Origin of the sequence: Citricoccus nitrophenolicus, from assembly GCF_047305825.1 — a bacterium.
GTDB lineage: Bacteria > Actinomycetota > Actinomycetes > Actinomycetales > Micrococcaceae > Citricoccus > Citricoccus nitrophenolicus.
This window is the reverse complement of record NZ_CP063070.1, coordinates 1145020-1163483: the sequence shown is the minus strand read 5'-3', so window position 1 is coordinate 1163483 and position 18464 is coordinate 1145020. Positions and strand designations below refer to the sequence as shown.

General features: G+C 72.5%; 14 protein-coding genes and 2 tRNA genes. 11 read left to right on the top strand and 5 right to left on the bottom strand.

From position 1 onward, the window contains the following. Entirely contained in the window at positions 1 to 966 is a 966-nt protein-coding gene (locus IMT31_RS05355; protein ID WP_413544019.1) for a DNA-3-methyladenine glycosylase family protein, read from the bottom strand. A 159-nt stretch (positions 967 to 1125) separates the two neighbouring features. Here IMT31_RS05355 and IMT31_RS05350 point away from each other — a divergent pair, with 159 nt between their 5' ends. Together IMT31_RS05350 and IMT31_RS05345 are read left to right on the top strand one after the other, a co-directional pair. Further along, the gene (locus IMT31_RS05350; protein ID WP_345361061.1) at positions 1126 to 2607 is read left to right on the top strand and encodes a cystathionine beta-synthase; all 1482 of its coding nucleotides are present in this window, start codon (positions 1126 to 1128) and stop codon (positions 2605 to 2607) included. After that, positions 2604 to 3785: a cystathionine gamma-synthase gene (locus tag IMT31_RS05345; protein ID WP_413544018.1), complete on the top strand. Its 1182-nt coding sequence runs from the start codon at positions 2604 to 2606 to the stop codon at positions 3783 to 3785. The genes IMT31_RS05350 and IMT31_RS05345 overlap by 4 nt, the downstream gene beginning before the upstream one ends. 103 nt (positions 3786 to 3888) lie before the next feature. Here the strand turns inward: IMT31_RS05345 and IMT31_RS05340 are convergent, their stop codons facing one another. Beyond that, complete coding sequence (locus IMT31_RS05340; RefSeq protein ID WP_413544017.1) at positions 3889 to 4476, bottom strand: hypothetical protein; 588 nt, start codon at positions 4474 to 4476, stop codon at positions 3889 to 3891. Between the two features lie 344 nt (positions 4477 to 4820). Here IMT31_RS05340 and IMT31_RS05335 point away from each other — a divergent pair, with 344 nt between their 5' ends. From IMT31_RS05335 to IMT31_RS05310, 6 genes are all read left to right on the top strand, one after another. Next, a complete protein-coding gene (locus IMT31_RS05335; RefSeq protein ID WP_413544016.1) occupies positions 4821 to 6695 on the top strand; it encodes a DEAD/DEAH box helicase in 1875 nt (624 codons plus the stop codon). 111 nt (positions 6696 to 6806) lie between these two features. Continuing rightward, a tRNA-Thr gene (locus IMT31_RS05330) sits at positions 6807 to 6878 on the top strand. A 55-nt stretch (positions 6879 to 6933) separates the two neighbouring features. After that, positions 6934 to 7007, top strand: a tRNA-Met gene (locus IMT31_RS05325). Between the two features lie 235 nt (positions 7008 to 7242). Continuing rightward, positions 7243 to 8652 carry an MFS transporter gene (locus IMT31_RS05320; protein ID WP_413544015.1) on the top strand — a complete coding sequence of 470 codons (1410 nt, stop codon included), beginning with the start codon at positions 7243 to 7245 and terminating at the stop codon, positions 8650 to 8652. Continuing rightward, positions 8645 to 10843, top strand: coding sequence for a molybdopterin oxidoreductase family protein (locus IMT31_RS05315; protein ID WP_345360518.1), 2199 nt, complete (start codon positions 8645 to 8647; stop codon positions 10841 to 10843). The genes IMT31_RS05320 and IMT31_RS05315 overlap by 8 nt, the downstream gene beginning before the upstream one ends. Then, positions 10836 to 12434: an FAD-dependent oxidoreductase gene (locus IMT31_RS05310; RefSeq protein WP_413544014.1), complete on the top strand. Its 1599-nt coding sequence runs from the start codon at positions 10836 to 10838 to the stop codon at positions 12432 to 12434. The genes IMT31_RS05315 and IMT31_RS05310 overlap by 8 nt, the downstream gene beginning before the upstream one ends. Here the strand turns inward: IMT31_RS05310 and IMT31_RS05305 are convergent. Genes IMT31_RS05305 through nirB form a run of 3 tightly spaced genes read right to left on the bottom strand, consistent with a single transcriptional unit; the run spans position 12406 to position 16849 of the window. Next, a complete protein-coding gene (locus IMT31_RS05305; protein ID WP_413544013.1) occupies positions 12406 to 13530 on the bottom strand; it encodes a uroporphyrinogen-III synthase in 1125 nt (374 codons plus the stop codon). The genes IMT31_RS05310 and IMT31_RS05305 overlap by 29 nt on opposite strands. Continuing rightward, positions 13527 to 14300, bottom strand: coding sequence for a uroporphyrinogen-III C-methyltransferase (gene cobA / locus IMT31_RS05300; RefSeq protein WP_345360527.1), 774 nt, complete (start codon positions 14298 to 14300; stop codon positions 13527 to 13529). The genes IMT31_RS05305 and cobA overlap by 4 nt, the downstream gene beginning before the upstream one ends. Next, on the bottom strand, positions 14300 to 16849 hold the full coding sequence (gene nirB / locus IMT31_RS05295; RefSeq protein WP_413544012.1) for a nitrite reductase large subunit NirB: 2550 nt from the start codon (positions 16847 to 16849) through the stop codon (positions 14300 to 14302). Before nirB ends, cobA begins: the two co-directional genes overlap by 1 nt. Positions 16850 to 17034: 185 nt before the next feature. On the opposite strand from nirB, the gene nirD reads away from it, so the two are divergent. Genes nirD through IMT31_RS05280 form a run of 3 tightly spaced genes read left to right on the top strand, consistent with a single transcriptional unit; the run spans position 17035 to position 18382 of the window. Beyond that, a complete protein-coding gene (nirD, locus tag IMT31_RS05290) occupies positions 17035 to 17409 on the top strand; it encodes a nitrite reductase small subunit NirD (RefSeq protein ID WP_413544011.1) in 375 nt (124 codons plus the stop codon). Next, the gene (locus IMT31_RS05285) at positions 17406 to 18203 is read left to right on the top strand and encodes a sirohydrochlorin chelatase (protein ID WP_413544010.1); all 798 of its coding nucleotides are present in this window, start codon (positions 17406 to 17408) and stop codon (positions 18201 to 18203) included. The genes nirD and IMT31_RS05285 overlap by 4 nt, the downstream gene beginning before the upstream one ends. After that, positions 18152 to 18382 (top strand): hypothetical protein, encoded by a 231-nt coding sequence (locus IMT31_RS05280; protein WP_345360540.1) that lies wholly within the window; start codon positions 18152 to 18154, stop codon positions 18380 to 18382. The genes IMT31_RS05285 and IMT31_RS05280 overlap by 52 nt, the downstream gene beginning before the upstream one ends. The last annotated feature ends 82 nt before the right edge of the window (positions 18383 to 18464 follow it).

Genomic DNA, 18464 nt, shown 5'->3' with positions numbered 1-18464 from the left:
CTACCGCCGGCGGTGGTCCGCCGGGGCCAGGCGCGGACCGAATCGACTGAACCGGTAGCCGGCCAGGCCGATGAGGCGGACCACGCGCTGCCGGTGCCCGGCCCATGGCTCCAACAGCCGGAGCATCCCGGCGTCGTCGGTCCGCCGGCCCGAGAGCGCCTCTCCCACGTGGTGGGCCAGGTGATAGTCGCCGACGGCCACGGTGTCCGGGGCCCCATGCGTCCGCTGCACGGTCTCCGCGGCGGTCCACGCCCCGATCCCCGGCAACGAGGTCAGGGCGGCCACCACCCCGTCCCGCCCGTCCACCGGCCGGGCCTCGAGCCGTTCCAGGGCCGTGGCCCGCTCGGCCACCCGCAGCATGGCCTTGGACTGCGCCGGCTGCACCCAGCCGGCGTGCCACTGCCAACTGGGGATGCCCCGCACGGCCTCGGCGGTCGGCGGCAGCAGCATCCCCTCGGGTGCCGGCGCCGGGGCGGGCTCCCCATGATGGCGCACGAGCCACCGCCAACCGGCCCGGGCCTGATCGTGGGTCACCTTCTGTTCCAGGACCACCGTGAACAGCTGATCCACCATCCGGCCAGTGGCCGGCAGCCGCAGCCCGGGGTGCTCGCGGCGGGCCCGGCGCACGGCGTGGGGCAGTGCCGCCGCGCCTGCATCGAAGGCCGACCAGTCGTCGTCGAGCCCCAGCAGCCGGTGCGCGCCGGCCACGGCCGCCCGCGCGCCCGGGCCCCACGCCAGCACCTGTACCGGTCCCGGCACCAGGGGCGAGGGCGCGGGACGCACGAGCACTGTCACGGGATCGCCGGCCCCGGGGATCCGGAAACACAGCCACACCCCGCCCGGCCGGGACTGGACGGTCGGGTCCGCGTGGCCCCGCTGCAGCACCCCGAGCGTCAACCGCACGTCCACGGGCACCGCCGGCGTGAGGAGCACGGAGGCATCAGGGGCGGGCAGGGAGTTCAGCACCGCACCATTCTCACCCGAGTCCGGCCCACCCCGTGGGTCAACCGGTGGGTCACCCGGTGGGGCAAGCGGAGGGGCAAGCGGTCAGTCACGCGGATTCATGCTCGTGGCCCTCGCCCGCGCACCGGCGGTAGCGTGGGGGCCATGACAGACCATCACGGCATGACCTATGCCGACAACGTCCTCGATCTCATCGGCGATACTCCGCTGGTGAAGCTGAACCGGGTCACCGAAGGCCTCAGGGCGACCGTCCTGGTCAAGCCCGAATACCTGAACCCCGGCGGCTCGGTGAAGGATCGCATCGCGCTGAAGATGATCGAGAATGCCGAGGCCGAGGGCAAGATCTCCGCCGGCGGCACGGTGGTGGAGCCGACCTCCGGAAACACCGGCGTCGGACTCGCGCTGGTGGCCCAGCTCAAGGGCTACCGTTCCGTGTTCGTCACCCCGGACAAGGTGGGTGAGGAGAAGCGGGACGTCCTCAAGGCCTATGGCGCCGAGGTGGTCGTCACGAAGTCCTCCGTGCCGCCGGAGTCGGAGGAGTCCTACTACGGCGTGGCCAACCGCCTGGAGCGGGACATCGAGGGCGCCTACCAGCCCAATCAGTTCTTCAACCCCTCCGCCCCGGAGTCCCACTACGAGACCACGGGCCCGGAGATCTGGCGGGACACCGCCGGGAAGCTGACCCATGTGGTGATCGGGGCGGGGACCGGCGGCACCATCACGGGCACCGGCCGGTACCTGCATGACGTCTCGCGTGACCGGCCCGAGGGCCCCGTGAAGGTCATCGCCGCTGACCCGGACGGATCGGTCTACTCCGGTGGAACCGGGCGCCCGTACTCCGTGGAGGGCGTGGGCGAGGACATGTGGCCCGGCAACTACGACCCCTCGGTCCCGGACGAGGTCATCGCCGTGGATGACGCCGCCTCCTTCGAGATGACCCGGCGCCTCGCCGCCGAGGAGGGCCTGCTCGTGGGCGGCTCCTCCGGCATGGCCGTCGTCGCGGGGCTGCAGGCCGCCCAGCATCTGGGCGAGGAGGACGTCATGGTCATCATCCTGCCGGACTCAGGCCGTGGCTACCTCGGCAAGATCTTCAACGAGGCCTGGATGGACGGGATGGGCTTCTCCACCACCCGGGAGGACTCGGTGCTGCCGCAGGAGCAGGCCCACGACGGCGGCTCGGCACCTGCCGCCGCCCCGACGCCTCCCGCGGCGTGGGACGTGCGCGTCGGGGAGATCCTGGCGGAGAAGTCCGCCTGGCTGCCCGGGGCCCTGCCGGCCGTGGTCACGGCCCCGAGGGACGCCACCCTCGCTGAGGCGATCTCCACCATGAACCGCTACGGCGTGGACGCACTGCCCGTGGTCGGCGCTCCGCGGGACGACCTGCGGGTCGGGGAGATCCTCGGTGCCGTGGACGTTGCCACCCTGACCGACCTTCTGGCCTCCGGCCGAGCCCGGCCCACGGACACCGTGTTCGAGCACATCGGCGCCCCGCTGCCGCGGGTCAACGTCAACGCGCCGCTGGCCTCCGCCCGGGAGGCCCTGCGCTCCGCCCCCGCCGTGATGGCCACCCATCAGGGCGTGGTCACCGGAATCGTCACCCTGCATGATCTGCTGGCCCGCGTGGCCCGGAAGGAAACAGCATGAGCACCTCAGACTTCACCGGATTCAACACCCGTGCCATCCATGCCGGCCAGGCCCACGAGGAGGTCTACGGGGCGGTGGTCCCACCCGTGCATCTCTCCACCACCTATGCCCCGGTGAAGGTGGGGGAGCTGCGCCACGGCTATGACTACGGCCGCGGGACCAATCCCACGAGGGACTCCCTGCAGGTCCAACTCGCCGCGCTCGAGGGCGGTGTGGACGGCACCGCCCAGGCCTTCACCTTCGGTTCCGGACTGGCCGCCGAGAACGCACTGATCCACGCGGTCGCCGGCCCCGGGGCCCACATCGTGATGGGCAATGACGTCTATGGCGGCACCTACCGCCTCGTCGAGAGGATCCTCGGCCCCTGGGGTGTGGGACACACCGTGGTGGACATGGCGGACCTCTCTGCCGTGGAGCGGGCTCTGGCCGAGAGCTCCAGCACCGAGGCCCGCATCCTGTGGTTGGAGACGCCCTCCAACCCGATGATGAAGATCTCGGACATCGCCGCGCTCGCCGAGGCCGCGCACGCCGCCGGCGCGTTGCTGGTGGTGGACAACACCTTCGCCACGCCCTACCTGCAGCTGCCGCTGGAACTGGGGGCGGACGTGGTGGTCCACTCCACCACCAAGTACATCGGCGGGCACTCCGACGTGATCGGTGGTGCTGTGGTGGTCAATGACCCCCAGCTCGCCGAGAAGGTGAAGTTCCAGCAGTTCGCGGCCGGTGCGGTCAACGGGCCGCTGGACGCCTACCTGACCACCCGGGGGCTCAAGACGCTCGGGGTGCGCATGGACCGCCACAATGCCAACGCGGCCACGATCGCCCAGCACCTGCAGGGCGTCCCCGGCGTGGAGCGCGTGCTCTACCCGGGACTGCCGGACCACCCGGGTCACGAGCTCGCGGCCCGTCAGATGCGCGGCTACGGCGGCATGGTCTCGGTGCAGTTCACCGGCGGGGCGGCGGCCGCGAAGCAGGTCGCCGAGACCACCCGCCTCTTCCAGCTGGCTGAGTCCCTGGGTGGCATCGAGTCGCTCATGAACTACCCGGCCGAGATGACCCACGCCTCCGTGGCCGGCACCGAGCTGGCCGTTCCGGACAACCTCGTGCGCCTGTCCGTGGGCATCGAGGACGTGGCCGACCTCATCGATGACCTGGACCGCGCGATCTCCGGTCTCTGACTCCCGGGGAGCCTCGCGAGGCCGCGGCCGCCATGGAGCGGCATATCGCCATCGTCTCGGACGTGCCCCTGCTCCTCGAGCCTGAGGGCTGATCAGGCCGGGGTCACCTCAGGGACCGGCGCACGGCGGGCCACCAGAGCAACGCCGCGCCAGCGAGCAGCACCGCGGCCAGCGCGATCAGTGCCGGGTGGCCGCGGATGATCAGGGGGACCCCGACGAGCACGGCCACGCCCGTCAGCAGCCCGACGGCACTGCGCCGGGACCGCAGCAGTTGCAGGGTGCCGATCCCGCTGGCCACGGCCAGCACGCCGGCGAGGCCCGCGAGGACGAACTGGCCGGTGGGGGTGGACTCGGGTGCCGCAGCGTCGATCCCGCCGGCGGCTCCGGCCGGGGCGTTGAGCCCGGCCAGGAGGAAGGCCACGGCGATCAGCGCGAAGATCGCGGTGGCGAGGGCCCACCACCAGCGGGCGGCCTTCACGGTGGCAGGAGTGGCCGCCCGTCGCTCCGCCGCGGCGCGCTGAGCGGCCGCCTCCTCGGCCTGTGCGGCGGCCCGCCGCTGCTCCTGCTGCTCCGCCAGCCGCCCCCGCTCGGTGCGGATGCGCTCGGCGTCCTCCTTCGAGGTGTCCATGAAGGCGCGCGTGGCCTTCCCGGCGGCGCGGGCGAAACGGTGGTGTGGTTGATCCTCGGGCACGTGACGAGCCTAACGGCCCTGGCTGGGCCCCGGGCCACCGAGATGCGATAGACTGACTGCACCATTCCGGTCAGATCCCCTGTATGTGTATGCAGTTGTGTGGCCCGTTTCCGGCAGAGTGTCGGCATCGCGGGCGGCCGGCCCCGAAACCCCTTCCGTTCCTCCGTTGTTGAGCTGTGCCGCCCGTGCGGCCGGGCCGCCATCGGAACCGGCAGGGCGGGGGCCGCCAGGAGAAATGGAACGGGCGTGATGTTGGACCACGCCACGGGGAGCACCGGAGAGTAACAATCCGATGCGTTGCGGCACCCAACCGGCCGCGATCACTGACCCCGTGAGGAATCACCGTGACTGAACACGCCCAGACCGACGCCCCCGACACCACCGAGGCCGCCGTCACCCCCGACGTCCCCGCGTTCACCGAACTCGGCATCGACGGCCGCGTCCTCGCCGCCGTCTCCGACCTCGGCTATGAGACCCCGTCCCCGATCCAGGCCGAGACCATCCCGCTGCTGCTGGGCGGCCGCGATGTGGTGGGCCTGGCCCAGACCGGCACCGGCAAGACCGCCGCGTTCGCCATCCCGGCCCTGTCCCGGCTGGCCGAGATCGCGGACGTCTCCGGGCCGGCGTCGTCCCCCCAGATCCTGGTGCTGGCGCCGACCCGCGAGCTGGCCCTCCAGGTGGCCGAGGCCTTCACCTCCTACGCCAAGCACATCAAGGGCGTCACCGTGCTCCCGGTGTACGGCGGTGCCCCGTATGGGCCGCAGCTCTCCGGGCTGCGCCGCGGAGCCCAGGTGGTGGTGGGCACCCCCGGCCGTGTCATCGACCATCTGTCCAAGGGCTCCCTGGACCTGTCCGACCTGCAGTACATGGTCCTGGACGAGGCTGACGAGATGCTCCGCATGGGCTTCGCCGAGGAAGTGGACCAGATCCTGGCCGCCACCCCGGAAGGCAAGCAGACGGCGCTGTTCTCCGCCACCATGCCGCGTGCCATCCAGCGCATCTCCGGCAAGTACCTCAACAACCCCGTTGAGGTCTCCGTGGCCGCCAAGAACACCACGGGTGGCAACATCCGCCAGCGCTACATGCAGGTCACCCACCAGTGGAAGCTCGAGGCGATGACCCGCATCCTCGAGACCGAGGAGCACGACGGCGTGATCGCCTTCGTCCGTACCCGCAACGCCACCGAGGAGCTCACCACCAAGCTCAACGCCCGGGGCTTCCGTGCCGCCGCGATCTCCGGGGACATCGCGCAGAACCAGCGCGAGAAGACCGTGGACAACCTGCGTGCCGGTCGCGTGGACATCCTGGTGGCCACCGACGTGGCCGCCCGCGGCCTGGACGTGGAGCGCATCAGCCACGTCTTCAACTACGACATCCCGCATGACACGGAGGGCTACGTCCACCGGATCGGCCGCACCGGCCGCGCCGGCCGCTCGGGCAACGCCGTGTTGTTCATGACGCCGCGGGAGAAGTACCTGCTGCGCGCCATCGAGAAGGCCACCCGCCAGACCGTGGAACAGATGCCGATGCCCTCCGTCTCGGATGTCAACAAGACCCGCATGGGCCGGTTCAGCACGCAGATCACCGAGACCCTCTCCCAGGGAGACCTCGACGTCTTCCGTGAGCTGATCGACTCCTACGTGGCCGAGAACGAGGTCAACGCCGAGGACGTGGCCGCTGCCCTGGCCAAGATGGCCCAGGGTGGCCGTCCGCTGCTCACCGAGGAGCAGGACATGCCGCCGATGCGCATGGACCGGGGCAACCGTGACGACCGCTCCGAGCGGGACGGCCGAGGCTCCCGCGGACCGCAGCGCGGCCCTGCCGAGGGCAACGCCACCTACCGGATCTCCCTGGGGCGCCAGGACCGCGTGCAGCCGGGCAACATCGTGGGTGCCCTGGCCAACGAGGCCGGACTGAAGTCGAGCCAGATCGGCCACATCGACATCCGCTCCAATCACTCCCTCGTGGAGCTGCCGGCGGACCTGTCCGGCCAGCAGTGGAACGCCCTGGGGAACACCACCATCAACGGCCGGCCGATCGACATCCAGAAGGACACCGGACGCCCGACCCGCACCGAGCGCGAGGGCAAGCCCTTCCGCTCCGGTGGTGGCGGCCACCAGGGCAAGAGCGGCGGCTTCAAGGGCGGATCCGGCGGTTTCAAGGGCGGCAAGGGCGGCGGCAAGCGGTCCTTCGAGAAGCCCTCGCGTGAGCGTTACTGACCAGTCCTGACCGGTTCCTGACCGGTTCCCGGCCGGCCCCGACCGGCTGAATGGCGTGGAGCCGCCTCGATTTCATCTGGACCGGAATCGCTGGTAGAGTTTCACGTCGTTGCCCCGATAGCTCAGTGGTAGAGCGCAGTCTTGGTAAGACTGAGGTCCCGGGATCGATTCCCGGTCGGGGCTCTGAATGAGAGCCCGTGCGTTGCGAGATGTCGCGGCACGGGCATACTCATCTCATGGCGGCGTAGCTCAGCTGGTTAGAGCGCACGACTCATAATCGTGAGGTCGGGGGATCGAGTCCCCCCGCCGCTACGGAAACGGACCTGGACCCCCGTGGGGCCGGGTCCTTTTTCGTCTCTGCTTTCGTCTCTGCTTTCGTCCCCGCCTTCGTCCCCGCCTTCGTCTCCGGGGTTCATCCCCGTTCCCACCTCACCGGCCCTTGGCGACGTGGTGAGAAACCTTTTCCCTCGCGGAAATCCGAGGCGAGCGCCGCGGAAACACCCCCTTGGCATCGTGGCGGTCAACCGCGAGCCGAGAGGGACCAGCCATGGCGTTGACCGCAGCCCAGACTTCCACCACCGACACCGAGCACCCCGGCGCCGCCCCGCCCACCGATCGCCTGGTCGTCGGTCCGGGCCGGTGGGTCACGAACTGGCAGCCGGAGGACCGGGACTTCTGGCAGGGCCCCGGCCGGCCGGCGGCCCGGCGGAACCTCTACTGGTCCGTGTTCTGCGAGTTCCTCGGCTTCGCCGTCTGGCAGCTGTGGTCCGTCACGGTGGTCTTCCTCCCGGCGGCCGGGTTCGAGCTCACGACCTCCGAGCAGTTCTGGCTGGTGTCCCTACCCCCGCTCGTGGGAGCCGTGCTGCGGGTGCCCTACAGCTTCACCGTGGCCCTCTTCGGCGGACGCAACTGGACCGTCATCTCCGCGCTGCTGCTCCTGATCCCGACGGTGGCGCTGGCGATCGCGCTCTCGAACCCCGGCACGCCCACCTGGATACTCTTCGTGGTGGCCGCCACCGCGGGATTCGGCGGGGGCAACTTCGCCAGCTCCATGGCCAACATCACCTTCTTCTTCCCGGCCCGGGAGAAGGGCGCGGCCCTGGGGCTCAACGCGGCGGGCGGAAACCTCGGGGTGGCCGTGGCCCAGTTCCTCGTCCCCCTGGCCGTGACCGTGCTGGCCTTCGGCACCTTCGGCCCGAACCTGCCCATGGCCGGGCTCATCTGGATCCCGCTGATCCTCCTGGCAGCCTGGGGCGCGCACCGGTCCATGCACAACCTCTCCCACGCCCGCAATGACCTCTCCGGTTCGCTCTCGGCCCTGCGTGAGCCCCACCTGTGGCTCATCGCCGCGATCTACGTGGGCACCTTCGGCTCCTTCATGGGGTTCGGCTCGGTGTTCCCGACCCTGATCTCCCTCATGTTCCCCGCGTTCTCCAGCCTCGAACTCTGGGGTGCAGCCATCTCCATGGCCTTCCTGGGGCCCCTGGTCGGCTCGCTGGCCCGGCCCTTCGGTGGGTCGCTGGCGGACCGCAGCGGCGGGGCGCGGGTGACCGTGGCCTGCTTCGTGGCCATGGCCGCCGTCACCGCCGCCGTGGTCCTGACCCTGCCGTGGCAGAACTTCTGGCTCTACCTCGGGCTGTTCCTGGCCCTGTTCACCCTGACCGGCCTGGCCAACGGGTCCAGCTACCGGATGATCCCCCTGGTGTTCCGGCTGACCGTTGCGGCTGACGATCCGGTGGGCCACGAGCGCAAGTCCTCGGCCGCGCTCGGACTCATCGGCGCCCTCGGCGGGTTCGGCGGGTTCATGATCCCGCAGGTGCTGCGGGCCTCTCACGAGGCCAACGGCTCCTTCGACGCCGCCTTCTGGTGCCTCGCCTCGATCTACCTGGTGCTGGCCGTCTTCACCCTCGCGGTCTACCGCCGCCCCGGCTCGAGGCTGGCCCGCGCAGATGTCTGAGACCCGCACCCACTGCCCCTACTGCGCCCTGCAGTGCGCCATGACGCTCTCGGTGGACGACGACGGCCCGGCCGGCACCGCGCCCACCGTCAGCGTGGCCGGGGCCTGGTTCCCGACCAACCGGGGCCGGCTCTGCCGCAAGGGCGCCACGGCCGCCCAACTGCTGGGGAACCGGCCCGACCGCCTGACGGCCCCGCTGATCAGGGACAGCCGGGAGTCGGACCTGCGGGAGACCTCCTGGGACGAGGCGCTGGACCTGGTGGCCTCCCGCATCACCGCACTGCAACGGCGGCACGGGCCGGACGCCGTCGGGGTCTTCGGCTCGGGCTCGCTGACGAACGAGAAGGCCTACACCCTGGGCAAGTTCGCCCGGACGGCCCTGCGCACCTCGCGGATCGACTACAACGGCCGCTTCTGCATGGCGTCCGCGGCCAAGGCCGCCACCGAGGTCTTCGGACTGGACCGGGGGCTCCCCTTCCCGCTCACCGACCTGGACGAGGCCTGCACGGTGGTGCTGTTCGGCTCCAACGTGGCGGACACCATGCCCCCCTTCGTCCAGCACCTGCAGAGGGCCCGTGACCTCGGTGGACTGATCGTGGTGGACCCCCGCCGCTCGAACACCGCCCAGCTCACCGACGGCGGCGCCGGCCACCACATCGCCCCGGCCTCTGGAGGAGACCTGCCCCTGCTGCTGTCCCTCGCGCACGTACTGCTGGCGGAGGGGCTGGCGGACGAGCGCTACCTGGGCCGGCGGACCACGGGCCTCGAGGACTTCCGCCGCAGTGTGGCGGACTGGTGGCCCGAGCGGGCCCAGGCCGTCTGCGGGGTCTCGGCGCTCCGGATCCGCTGGCTGGCGAGGCATCTGGCCGCGGCCGCCCGCGCCGCGAAGGCTGGCGGGGACCCCGTGGTCATCCTCACGGGCCGGGGCGTGGAGCAGCACCGGGACGGCACGGACACGGCGAAGGCGGCCATCAGCCTGGCCCTGCTGCTCGGGCTGCCGGGCACCGGCCACGGCGGCTACGGCACCATCACGGGCCAGGGCAACGGCCAGGGCGGCCGGGAGATGGGGCAGAAGGCGGACCAGCTGCCGGGGCTGCGCTCCATCACCGATCCCGCCGACCGCGAGACGGTCGCCGGACGGTGGGGCACCACGGCCGAGGCCCTGCCCGGTGCCGGGGTGCCCGCCACCCAGCTGCTGCACACCCTCGGGACGGACCGGGGCGTCAAGGCGCTGCTGGTGCACGGGGCCAACGTGGTGGTCTCCGCCCCGGACGTCCTGCACGTGGAGCAGCGGCTGCGGGCCCTGGACCTGCTGGTGGTCTGCGACTTCTTCCGCTCCGAGACGGCCGCGATGGCGGACGTGGTGCTGCCCGTGCTGCAGTGGGCGGAGGAGGACGGCACCATGACCAACCTCGAGGGACGCGTCCTGCGCCGCCGCCGGGCCGTCACCGGGCCGGCCGGGGCGCGGTCCGAGCTCTGGGTCCTGGCCGAGCTGGCCCGGCGGCTGGGCAGCACCGTCCCACTGGCCGAGCAGCCGGAGGAGGTCTTCGCGGAGATCCGCCGTGTCACCGCGGGCGGCCGAGCCGACTACTCGGGGCTGGACTGGGACCGTTGCTCCGAGGTGGCGGCATACTGGCCGTTGAGGGAGTCGTTGGCGGAGCCGCTCACGGAGCCCCTGACCCGAGAGTCGGCCGCCGAGACCACCACCACCGGGGAACCGGTCCTGGGCACACCCCGCGTCTTCACCGATCGCTTCGCCCACCCGGACGGCCGGGCCCACCTGGGGCCGATCACCGTCCGCGAGGCCCAGCCGGCCTCCACCCACGGACTCACCCTGACCACGGGTCGGCTCATGGAGCACTACCAGTCGGGGACCCAGACCCGCCGGGTGGAGGAGCTGTTGGACGTCCACCCCGAGGCCACGGTCAGCGTGCACCCGGCCACCGCAGCCCAGCGGGGACTCGCCGAGGGAGGGCGGGCCGAACTGCGCAGCGCCACCGGGTCCGCGCGGGCCCGGGTGGTCCTGGACGCCGGCCTGCGCACGGACACCGTGTTCATGCCCTTCCACTTCGCGGGCGCCGGGGCGGCCAACCGGCTCACGGCGGGACTGCTGGACCCCCAGAGCCAGATGCCGGAGTTCAAGAGCACCCCGGTGGACCTGCACCCCGTGGGGGTGGGCGAAGATGCCTGAGCGGCCACTGCGGATCGTCATCGTGGGCGGCGGGCCCGTGGCCGCCCGGCTCGTGCAGGAGCTGCGGCCGGCACTGGACTCCGGTGCCGCGCGGGTCACGGTCCTGGGGGAGGAGCCCCTCCCGGCCTACCAGCGGATCCGGCTGGGCGATGTCGCCAGCGGGCGCATCGACGGCGCGGAGCTGGCCCTGATCGACCCGGCCGATGGCCACCGGGACGGCGTCGAGATCCGGTGCGGGGCCGCCGTCGTGTCCCTGGACCGGGGCCGGAGGATCGTGACGCTCGCCGGCGGCGCCGAGATTGGCTACGACCGGCTCGTGCTGGCCACCGGCGCCAGCGCGTTCATCCCGGACTTCCCGGTCTCCGGGACCAGGGGCCGCGGCATCTCCGTGGCGGCTGTGGCCGGCACCCGTCCGGAGGGCGTCATCGCCCTGCGGCAGATGCAGGAGGCCCGCCGGTTGCGCGAGGCCGTTCGCGCCGGCGAACCCGTGGCGGTGCTCGGCGGCGGTGTCCTGGGGGTGGAGGCGGCCCTGGCGCTCGCCGAGGTCGGCGCGGAGGTCAGCCTGCTCCACCGGGGCCGGACACCGCTGGGACGCCAGTTGGACGCGGACGCCGGCCGGCTGCTGCACCGGCTGCTCGTGGACGCCGGCGTGATGGTCCGTCCGGACTGCGGGATCCAGGAGCTCGTGGTCGCCGCGCGGGCCCAGGACCGGGCCACGGACCGGGACGGCGTCCCATACCTCACCGCCCTCCGCACCACGCAGGGGCGCAGGATCCCGGCGACGCTGCTGGTGGCCTGTACGGGTATCCGTGCCCGGGACGAACTGGCGGTGGCAGCCGGACTGGACACCCTTCCCCGGGGTGGGATCGTGGTGGACCGGACCGGGCGGTGCCCGGCGGATGCCTCGGTCTTCGCCGTCGGCGACTGCGCGGCCCCGCTGGGAGCCCGGCCGAGCGGGCTGATCGGCCCGGGCTGGGAGCAGGCGCGTGCCGCCGCGCTGGCCCTGTGCCTCGAGGCCGGACACCCGGAGGCGCTGGAGCGCGATGCCGCCGGGCGTCCCGTGGCCGCCCCACCTCCGGCGCGGCCGGGCCACCGGCTGGACCCGATCATCGTGAAGTCCCACAGCCTGTCCGTGGCCTGTGCGGGGGACCCGTCCGTGGACCCCTCGCTGGACCCGTGGGACCCCCGAGGCCCGCACGTCTCCACGTGGGCGGACCCCGCGGCAGGGCAGTACCTGCGCGTCGTCTCCGAGGGGGAGCGGCTGGTGGGATTCGTGGCCATCGGCCTGCCGCGGACGGCGGCCGAGCTGTCCCGGCATGCGGGCACGGGGACCCTGCCCGTGGCGGACCGCTCGGCCCTGTTGGCCATGGAGCACGCCGCCGGGGACCGCGAGTTGGGCCCGGAGGACGTGCTGTGCCGGTGCTCCGGGGCCACCTGCGGGCAGGTCGAGGAGGCCGCCGCGGACAGCTCCACGGTGGATGAGGTCGGGCGCCGCTGTGGTGCGGGGACCGGTTGTGGGACGTGCCGTGGGAGGATCAGCGAGCTCCTGGCGGACGGGCCCGTCAGACAGCGAGCCGGTAGCCCCGCTTGACCACCGTGGTGACCAGACCGGGCACCGGAAGGGCCTTGCGCAGGCGCCAGACGAGCATCTCGAGGGCATGCTCGGACTCGCAGTGGCGCAGCGAGCCGAGCAGCTGCTCCCGGGACAGGACGGCGCCCTCGGCATCGATCAGCTCGCGCAGCAGCGCCAGCGGTCCGGGCGGCAGCCGCACCGGTTCCCCGCCGAGCCGCGGCAGGTGGACCTGGGAGCCGCGGATCTCCAGCGGTCCGTGCGGGGTCGTCAACCGCAGGATCTGCTGCCGCTCCAGGTGTTCGCACACCAGGCGGATCATGGCGCCGAGGCGCCACCGCTGGGGGATGAGCGGCTGCAGCCCGGCCTCATGCAGGGGGCCGGCGGTGACCTTCCCGACGACGGCCGTCGCCACCTCCGTGCGCAGCGCCTCGAGCAGTGGGTCCAGCCGGCCGTGCTGTTGGGCCACGGCCAGGAAGGCCTCCACCGCGGGGGCCGCCGTGAAGGTCAGCACGTCCAACTGGCGCTCGATCACGGCGTCCACCAGCCGCAGCAGCGGTGAGTCCTCGGCGGGCCGCGCCCACGTGTAGGGCATCACCGTCAGGACTCGGGCCCCGGCCTTCTCCAGCCGCCCGATCTGCCGGTGGTCGAGCATCCCGTGCAGCTGGAACGCCACGGTCCGGCCGAACAGGTCCCGGGACAGCAGCAGGTCCACGAGCGAGGCGGTGCGCTCGTCCCCCGGCGCCCCGACGTCCTGGAGCCCGGCGGCCAGCACGGCCCCGCGGGCCTTGGGGCCGCGCACCAGGATGGAGGAGGCCTCCAGGGCCTCGTGCAGCTGGGGCCCGAACCCGTAGGCGTCCGCGGCCTCCATCCACCGCCGCATCCCGTAGGCCGTGGTGATCACGGTGTAGTCCGGCAGTGCGGCGATGACCCGGCGCGTGTCCCGGTGCAGGGTGACGGACTCGGTCAGTGGCGCGATCCGCAGGGCCGGGGCGTGCATCACCGCGGCGCCGCGGCGCTCGAAGGCCGAGATCAGGTCCTCGCTGCGCCGGTCTGAGGTCACGCCGATGCGGAACCCGGCGAGCGTCTGGGGCAGCTGGGGCGCGGGGGCGTTCATGCGCCGCGCACCAGGTCGCGCAGGTGCTGCTCCGCTCCCGGGGCCAGCCGCACCACCTCGCCGATGACCAGCACGGCGGGGGAGGCCAGGCCCGCCACGGCGGCGGCCAGCTGGATCTGCTCCAGGGGGGCGATGCACACCCGTTGCTCTGGGGTACAGCCGCGTTCCACGAGGCCCACCGGGGTGTCCGGTGCCATGCCGTGCCGGATCAGTCCGCTGGCGGTGTGCCCGAGGGTGCCGACGCCCATCAGCACCACCGCGGTGCCGCCCAGCTGCGCCAGCCCGGCCAGTGCGCTCTCGCCGAGCGGGTCATGCCCGGTGATCACGGTGAAGGACGTGCTCAGCCCGCGGGCCGTGACGGGAATGCCCGCGGCCGCCGGCACCGCGACCGCCGAGGTGATGCCGGGGACCACGCTGACCGGGACACCGGCGTCCCGGCAGGCCTGGGCCTCCTCGCTGCCCCGGCCGAAGACGAAGGGGTCGCCACCCTTGAGCCGCACCACCCGGAGGCCGGCGAGCGCCGAGGTCACGATCAGGCGGTTGATCTCATCCTGGGGCACCCTGTGGTGGCCGGGGCGCTTGCCCACGTCCACCAGCCGGGCCCGCGGGGCCCATCCGGTCAGCTCATCGGTGGGGGCCAGGCGGTCGTAGTACACAGCGTCGGCCTGCTCCAGCAGGCGCAGTGCCCGCACCGTCAGGAGGTCGGCGGCACCGGGGCCGCCGCCCACGAGGGCCACACTGCCCGGTTCCAGCACACCTCCGGGCGCCATCAGAGCCCACCCCGCAACGGGATCCGCGGGCCGGCGACCACGGGTGGACCGTCGTGGCCGTCGTGGCCGGACGGCTCGTCCGGGGCGTTCACGAAACCCCGGAATCGGCGCAGCCGCTCCGGGTCCTCGAGGGTCGCCGCCCACTCGTCCCGATAGGACAGCAGGTGCTCGGCCACCACCTGCTCCAGGTCCTCGGCGATCCCCAGAGAGTCCTCCACCACCACGTCATACACGTGGTTCAGCCCGCCGGGCAGCTCCTCCATCCACCGGGCGGTGCGCTGGAGGCGCTCGGCGGTGCGGATGTAGTAGACCACGTAGCGGTCGATGTACCGCAGGAGCGTCTCGTCATCGAGGTCCTTGGCCAGCAGCTGGGCGTGGGCCGGGGTCGCGCCCCCGTTGCCGCCCACGTACATGTTCCACCCCTCCGAGGTGGCGATGACCCCGATGTCCTTGCCCCGGGCCTCCGCGCACTCCCGGGCGCAGCCGGAGACCCCGAACTTCATCTTGTGGGGGCTGCGCAGGCCCCGGTAGCGCTCCTCCAGGGTGATGGCCATGGCCACGGAGTCCTGCACGCCGAAGCGGCACCACGTGGAGCCCACGCAGGACTTCACGTTGCGCAGCGCCTTGCCGTAGGCCTGGCCGGACTCGAACCCGGCAGCCACGAGCCGGGCCCAGATCGCGGGCAGCTGTTCCAGGCGGGCGCCGAACAGGTCGATGCGCTGCGCACCGGTGATCTTGGTGTACAGGCCGTAGTCCCTGGCCACCTCCGCGATCACGGCGAGCTTGTCCGGGGTGATCTCACCGGCCGGGATGCGGGGGACCACGGAATAGGTGCCGTCCTTCTGCATGTTCGCCAGGGCCCGGTCATTGGTGTCCTGGAGGCCGCCGCGGTCCGCCCCGAGGATGTAGTCCCCGTGCAGCGTGGCCAACACGGAGGCCACCACGGGCTTGCAGAGGTCACAGCCGAGGTTGGTCTGGGGGTCGGCCGGGGTGCCGAAGCGGGAGATGATCTGGCTGAACGTGGTCAGCCGGGTGCTGCGGACGGCCTCGAACATCTCGGAGCGGGAGAGGGCGAAGTGCTCGCACAGGGCGGTGGAGACCTCCATCCCCAGTTCTGCCATCTGCCGCTCCATGACCTTCTGGGCCGCCGGAAGGCAGGAACCGCATTGGGTCCCGACGCCGGTGCACGCCTTGAGAGCCCCCAGGTCAGGGCAGCCCTCACACACGGCCTGGCGCAGGGCACCGGCCGTGACGTCTCGGCAGGAGCAGATCTGCGCCTCGTCCGGCAGGTCCACGTCCACGGGCGAGCCGCCGCCGGCTGCGGAGAGGAACGCGCCGGCCTCCCCGGGCAGGTCGCGGCCCAGCAGCGGCCGGAGCGAGGGGTACGGGGAGGCGTCCCCCACGAAGATCCCGCCGAGCAGGGTCCGGGCGTCCTCGGAGACCACGAGCTTCTGGTAGACGCCACCGGTGGGGTCTGCATAGACCACCTCGAGGGCGCCGGGGGAGCGGGCGAAGCCGTCGCCGAAGCTGGCGACGTCCACCCCGGAGAGCTTGAGCTTGGCCGCGGTGTCGAAGCCCGGGAACGTCCCCGTGCCGCCGCACAGGCGGTCCGCCACCACCTCGGCCATCGTGTTGGCGGGCGCCACGAGCCCCATGCATTCGTCCCGGAAGCTGGCGACCTCGCCGATGGCCCAGATGTGCGGGGCAGAGGTGGCACAGGTGTCGTCGATCGCGAACCCGCCACGGGCCCCCCGCTCCAGGACCCCGGCTCCGAGCTCGTCCCGTGGCGTGATGCCGGTGGCGGCCACCACGAGGTCCACCTCCAGATCCCCACCGGAGCCGAAGCGAAGCACCGAACCCTCCGGGGTCGGCTCCAGCGCGGTGGGCCGCTCGCCGAGCCGCAGCACGTAACCCTGTCCGTCCAGCAGCCGGTTGAGGGTGCGCCCGCCGAACTCGTCCAATTGGGCGTTCATGACCCAGGGCCGGGAGTGCACCACGGTGACCTCGGCCCCGAGGACGCGCAGCCCGCCCGCGGCCTCCAGACCCAGCAGCCCTCCGCCGATCACGGCGGCCCGGGGTGCGCGCCCGAGACGGCCGGCCAGGGCGGCCACCTGCCCGCGCAACCGGTCCACATCGTCGATGGTCCGGTACACGATCATGTCCTCGGCCCCGGGGATCGAGGGCCGGGCGGCGTCGCTTCCGGTGGCCAGGACCAGTTCGTCCCAGGGGACGGTGGAGACGTCCCCAGTGGGGTCCGAGGTGGTGAGGGTCCGGGCCACGGGGTCGAATCCGGTGACCTGGCAGCCGGTGCGTACCTGGAGCCGGGCGTCCCCCTGGGGCAGTGGTCCCAGGGGCAGCGCGTCCTCAGGGTCCGTGAACCTCCGGGACAGTGCCACCCGGTCGTAGGGGGCCCACGGCTCCTCGGCGAACACGGTCACCCGCACCTCGTCGCGGCGGGCCAGCAGGGCCTCCACCAGCCGGTGGGCGGCCGGTCCGCCGCCGACCACCGCGATCCTCTGCCTGGCTGTTCCGTCCAACTGTGCCGTCATGGTCCCATCCCCTTGCGTCGTAGGCCTCCCACGCTAGGGGCGGGCCGTTTCCCCGCCATGACGCCCGCGTAACGCCCTGATGACGCGGCCCTCACCAGGGCGGGCCCCGGGAGCGAGAGGACAACGTTGCACGGGCGAAACACAGCCGGACCGCGGCGGAAACACCCCGTACCTAGCGTGGTGCCATGACCCTCACCGCCACGAAACCAGCCACCGAACCAGCCACCCAGCCCGCCACCGACTGGCTTGCGGTCTGCCGGCTCGATGAGCTCGAGCCGCTCTACGCCGAGGCCGCCCTCGTGCACGGGGAACAGGTGGCCCTGATCCGCCTGCCCTCGGACGAGGTCATGGCGGTCTCACACTGGGACCCCCACGCGCAGGCCTACGTGATGGCGCGTGGGATCGTCGGTTCCCGGGACGGCAGCCCCACGCTCGCCTCCCCGCTGCACAAGCAGGTGTATGACCTGACCACGGGCCGGTGCCTCACGGAACCCGACCTGCGGATCCGATCCTTCCCGGTGCGGGTCCGGGACCGGATCGTCGAGGTCCTCGCCGCATGACGGACGCCACGGGCACGTCCACCGACCCCGTGCTCGTCGCGGTCTCCCACGGCACTGCGGATCCGGCCGGCCAGGCCCGGATCGCCGCGCTCGCGGAGGCAGTGGACCGGCGGACCTCTGCGGAGGTCCGGCTTGGCCACGTGGACGTCCAGTCGCCCCGGGCCGGGGAGGTGCTGGCGGGCCTGCCGGAGGGCCGGCCGGCCGTCGTCGTGCCCCTGCTGCTGTCCGCCGGCTACCACGTTCGGGTGGACCTGGCCCAGGCGGCCGCCGGCCGGAGCCCCGTGGCAGACACGATGGGCCCGGACGACCGTCTGGTGGACCTCCTGGCGCTCCGTGCCCGGGAGGCCGGATTCCTCCGCGGCCACCATCGGTTGGTGCTGGGGGCCGCCGGATCCACCGACGCCGGCGCCGTCGCCGACTGCAGGACGGTCGCCGGCCGCCTGGCCCGGCGGCTCGGCACCCCCGTCTCCGACGCCTACCTCTCGGCCGCGCACCCCAGGGTGGGCGCCGCCGTCGCCGCGCTCGCCGGCTCCACCGTCCCCTCCACCGTTCCCTCCACAGGGCGTCCGGTGATCGTGGTGAGCTACCTGCTGGCCCCGGGACACTTCCAGTCACTGCTGGCCACCGAGGCCGCGCGCGCCGGGGCCGTGGCCACCACGGAGCCGCTGCTGGGCGCCTCCGGCCCGGTGCCGGCGGAGCTGGCGGATCTCGTGGTGGAGCGGTTCGGGGATACCGTAGAGGGGTGTTCAATCCCTGGGACCACGGCTCGAAGCCCTATCGCATCACCCTGCTGACCGGCACGGGACTCCTTCTTCTCGGCATCGTCCTCGCAGTGATCGGTGGTGCCCTGACCCTCCTGCCGCTCCAGTGGACGGCCATCGGGCTCATCGGCCTCGGCCTCGTGACGCACCTGACGGCGCAGGTCCTGCGCGCGCGGGACGCCCAGCGGCGGAATCGGATGGGGAGGGGCTGAACCCGGGCCACTGCGGCGACGGGGCCGTCGTCGTGGCCCGGTTCCCCAGAATTCACCTGCGTGACTCCCGGAGGACACGGAA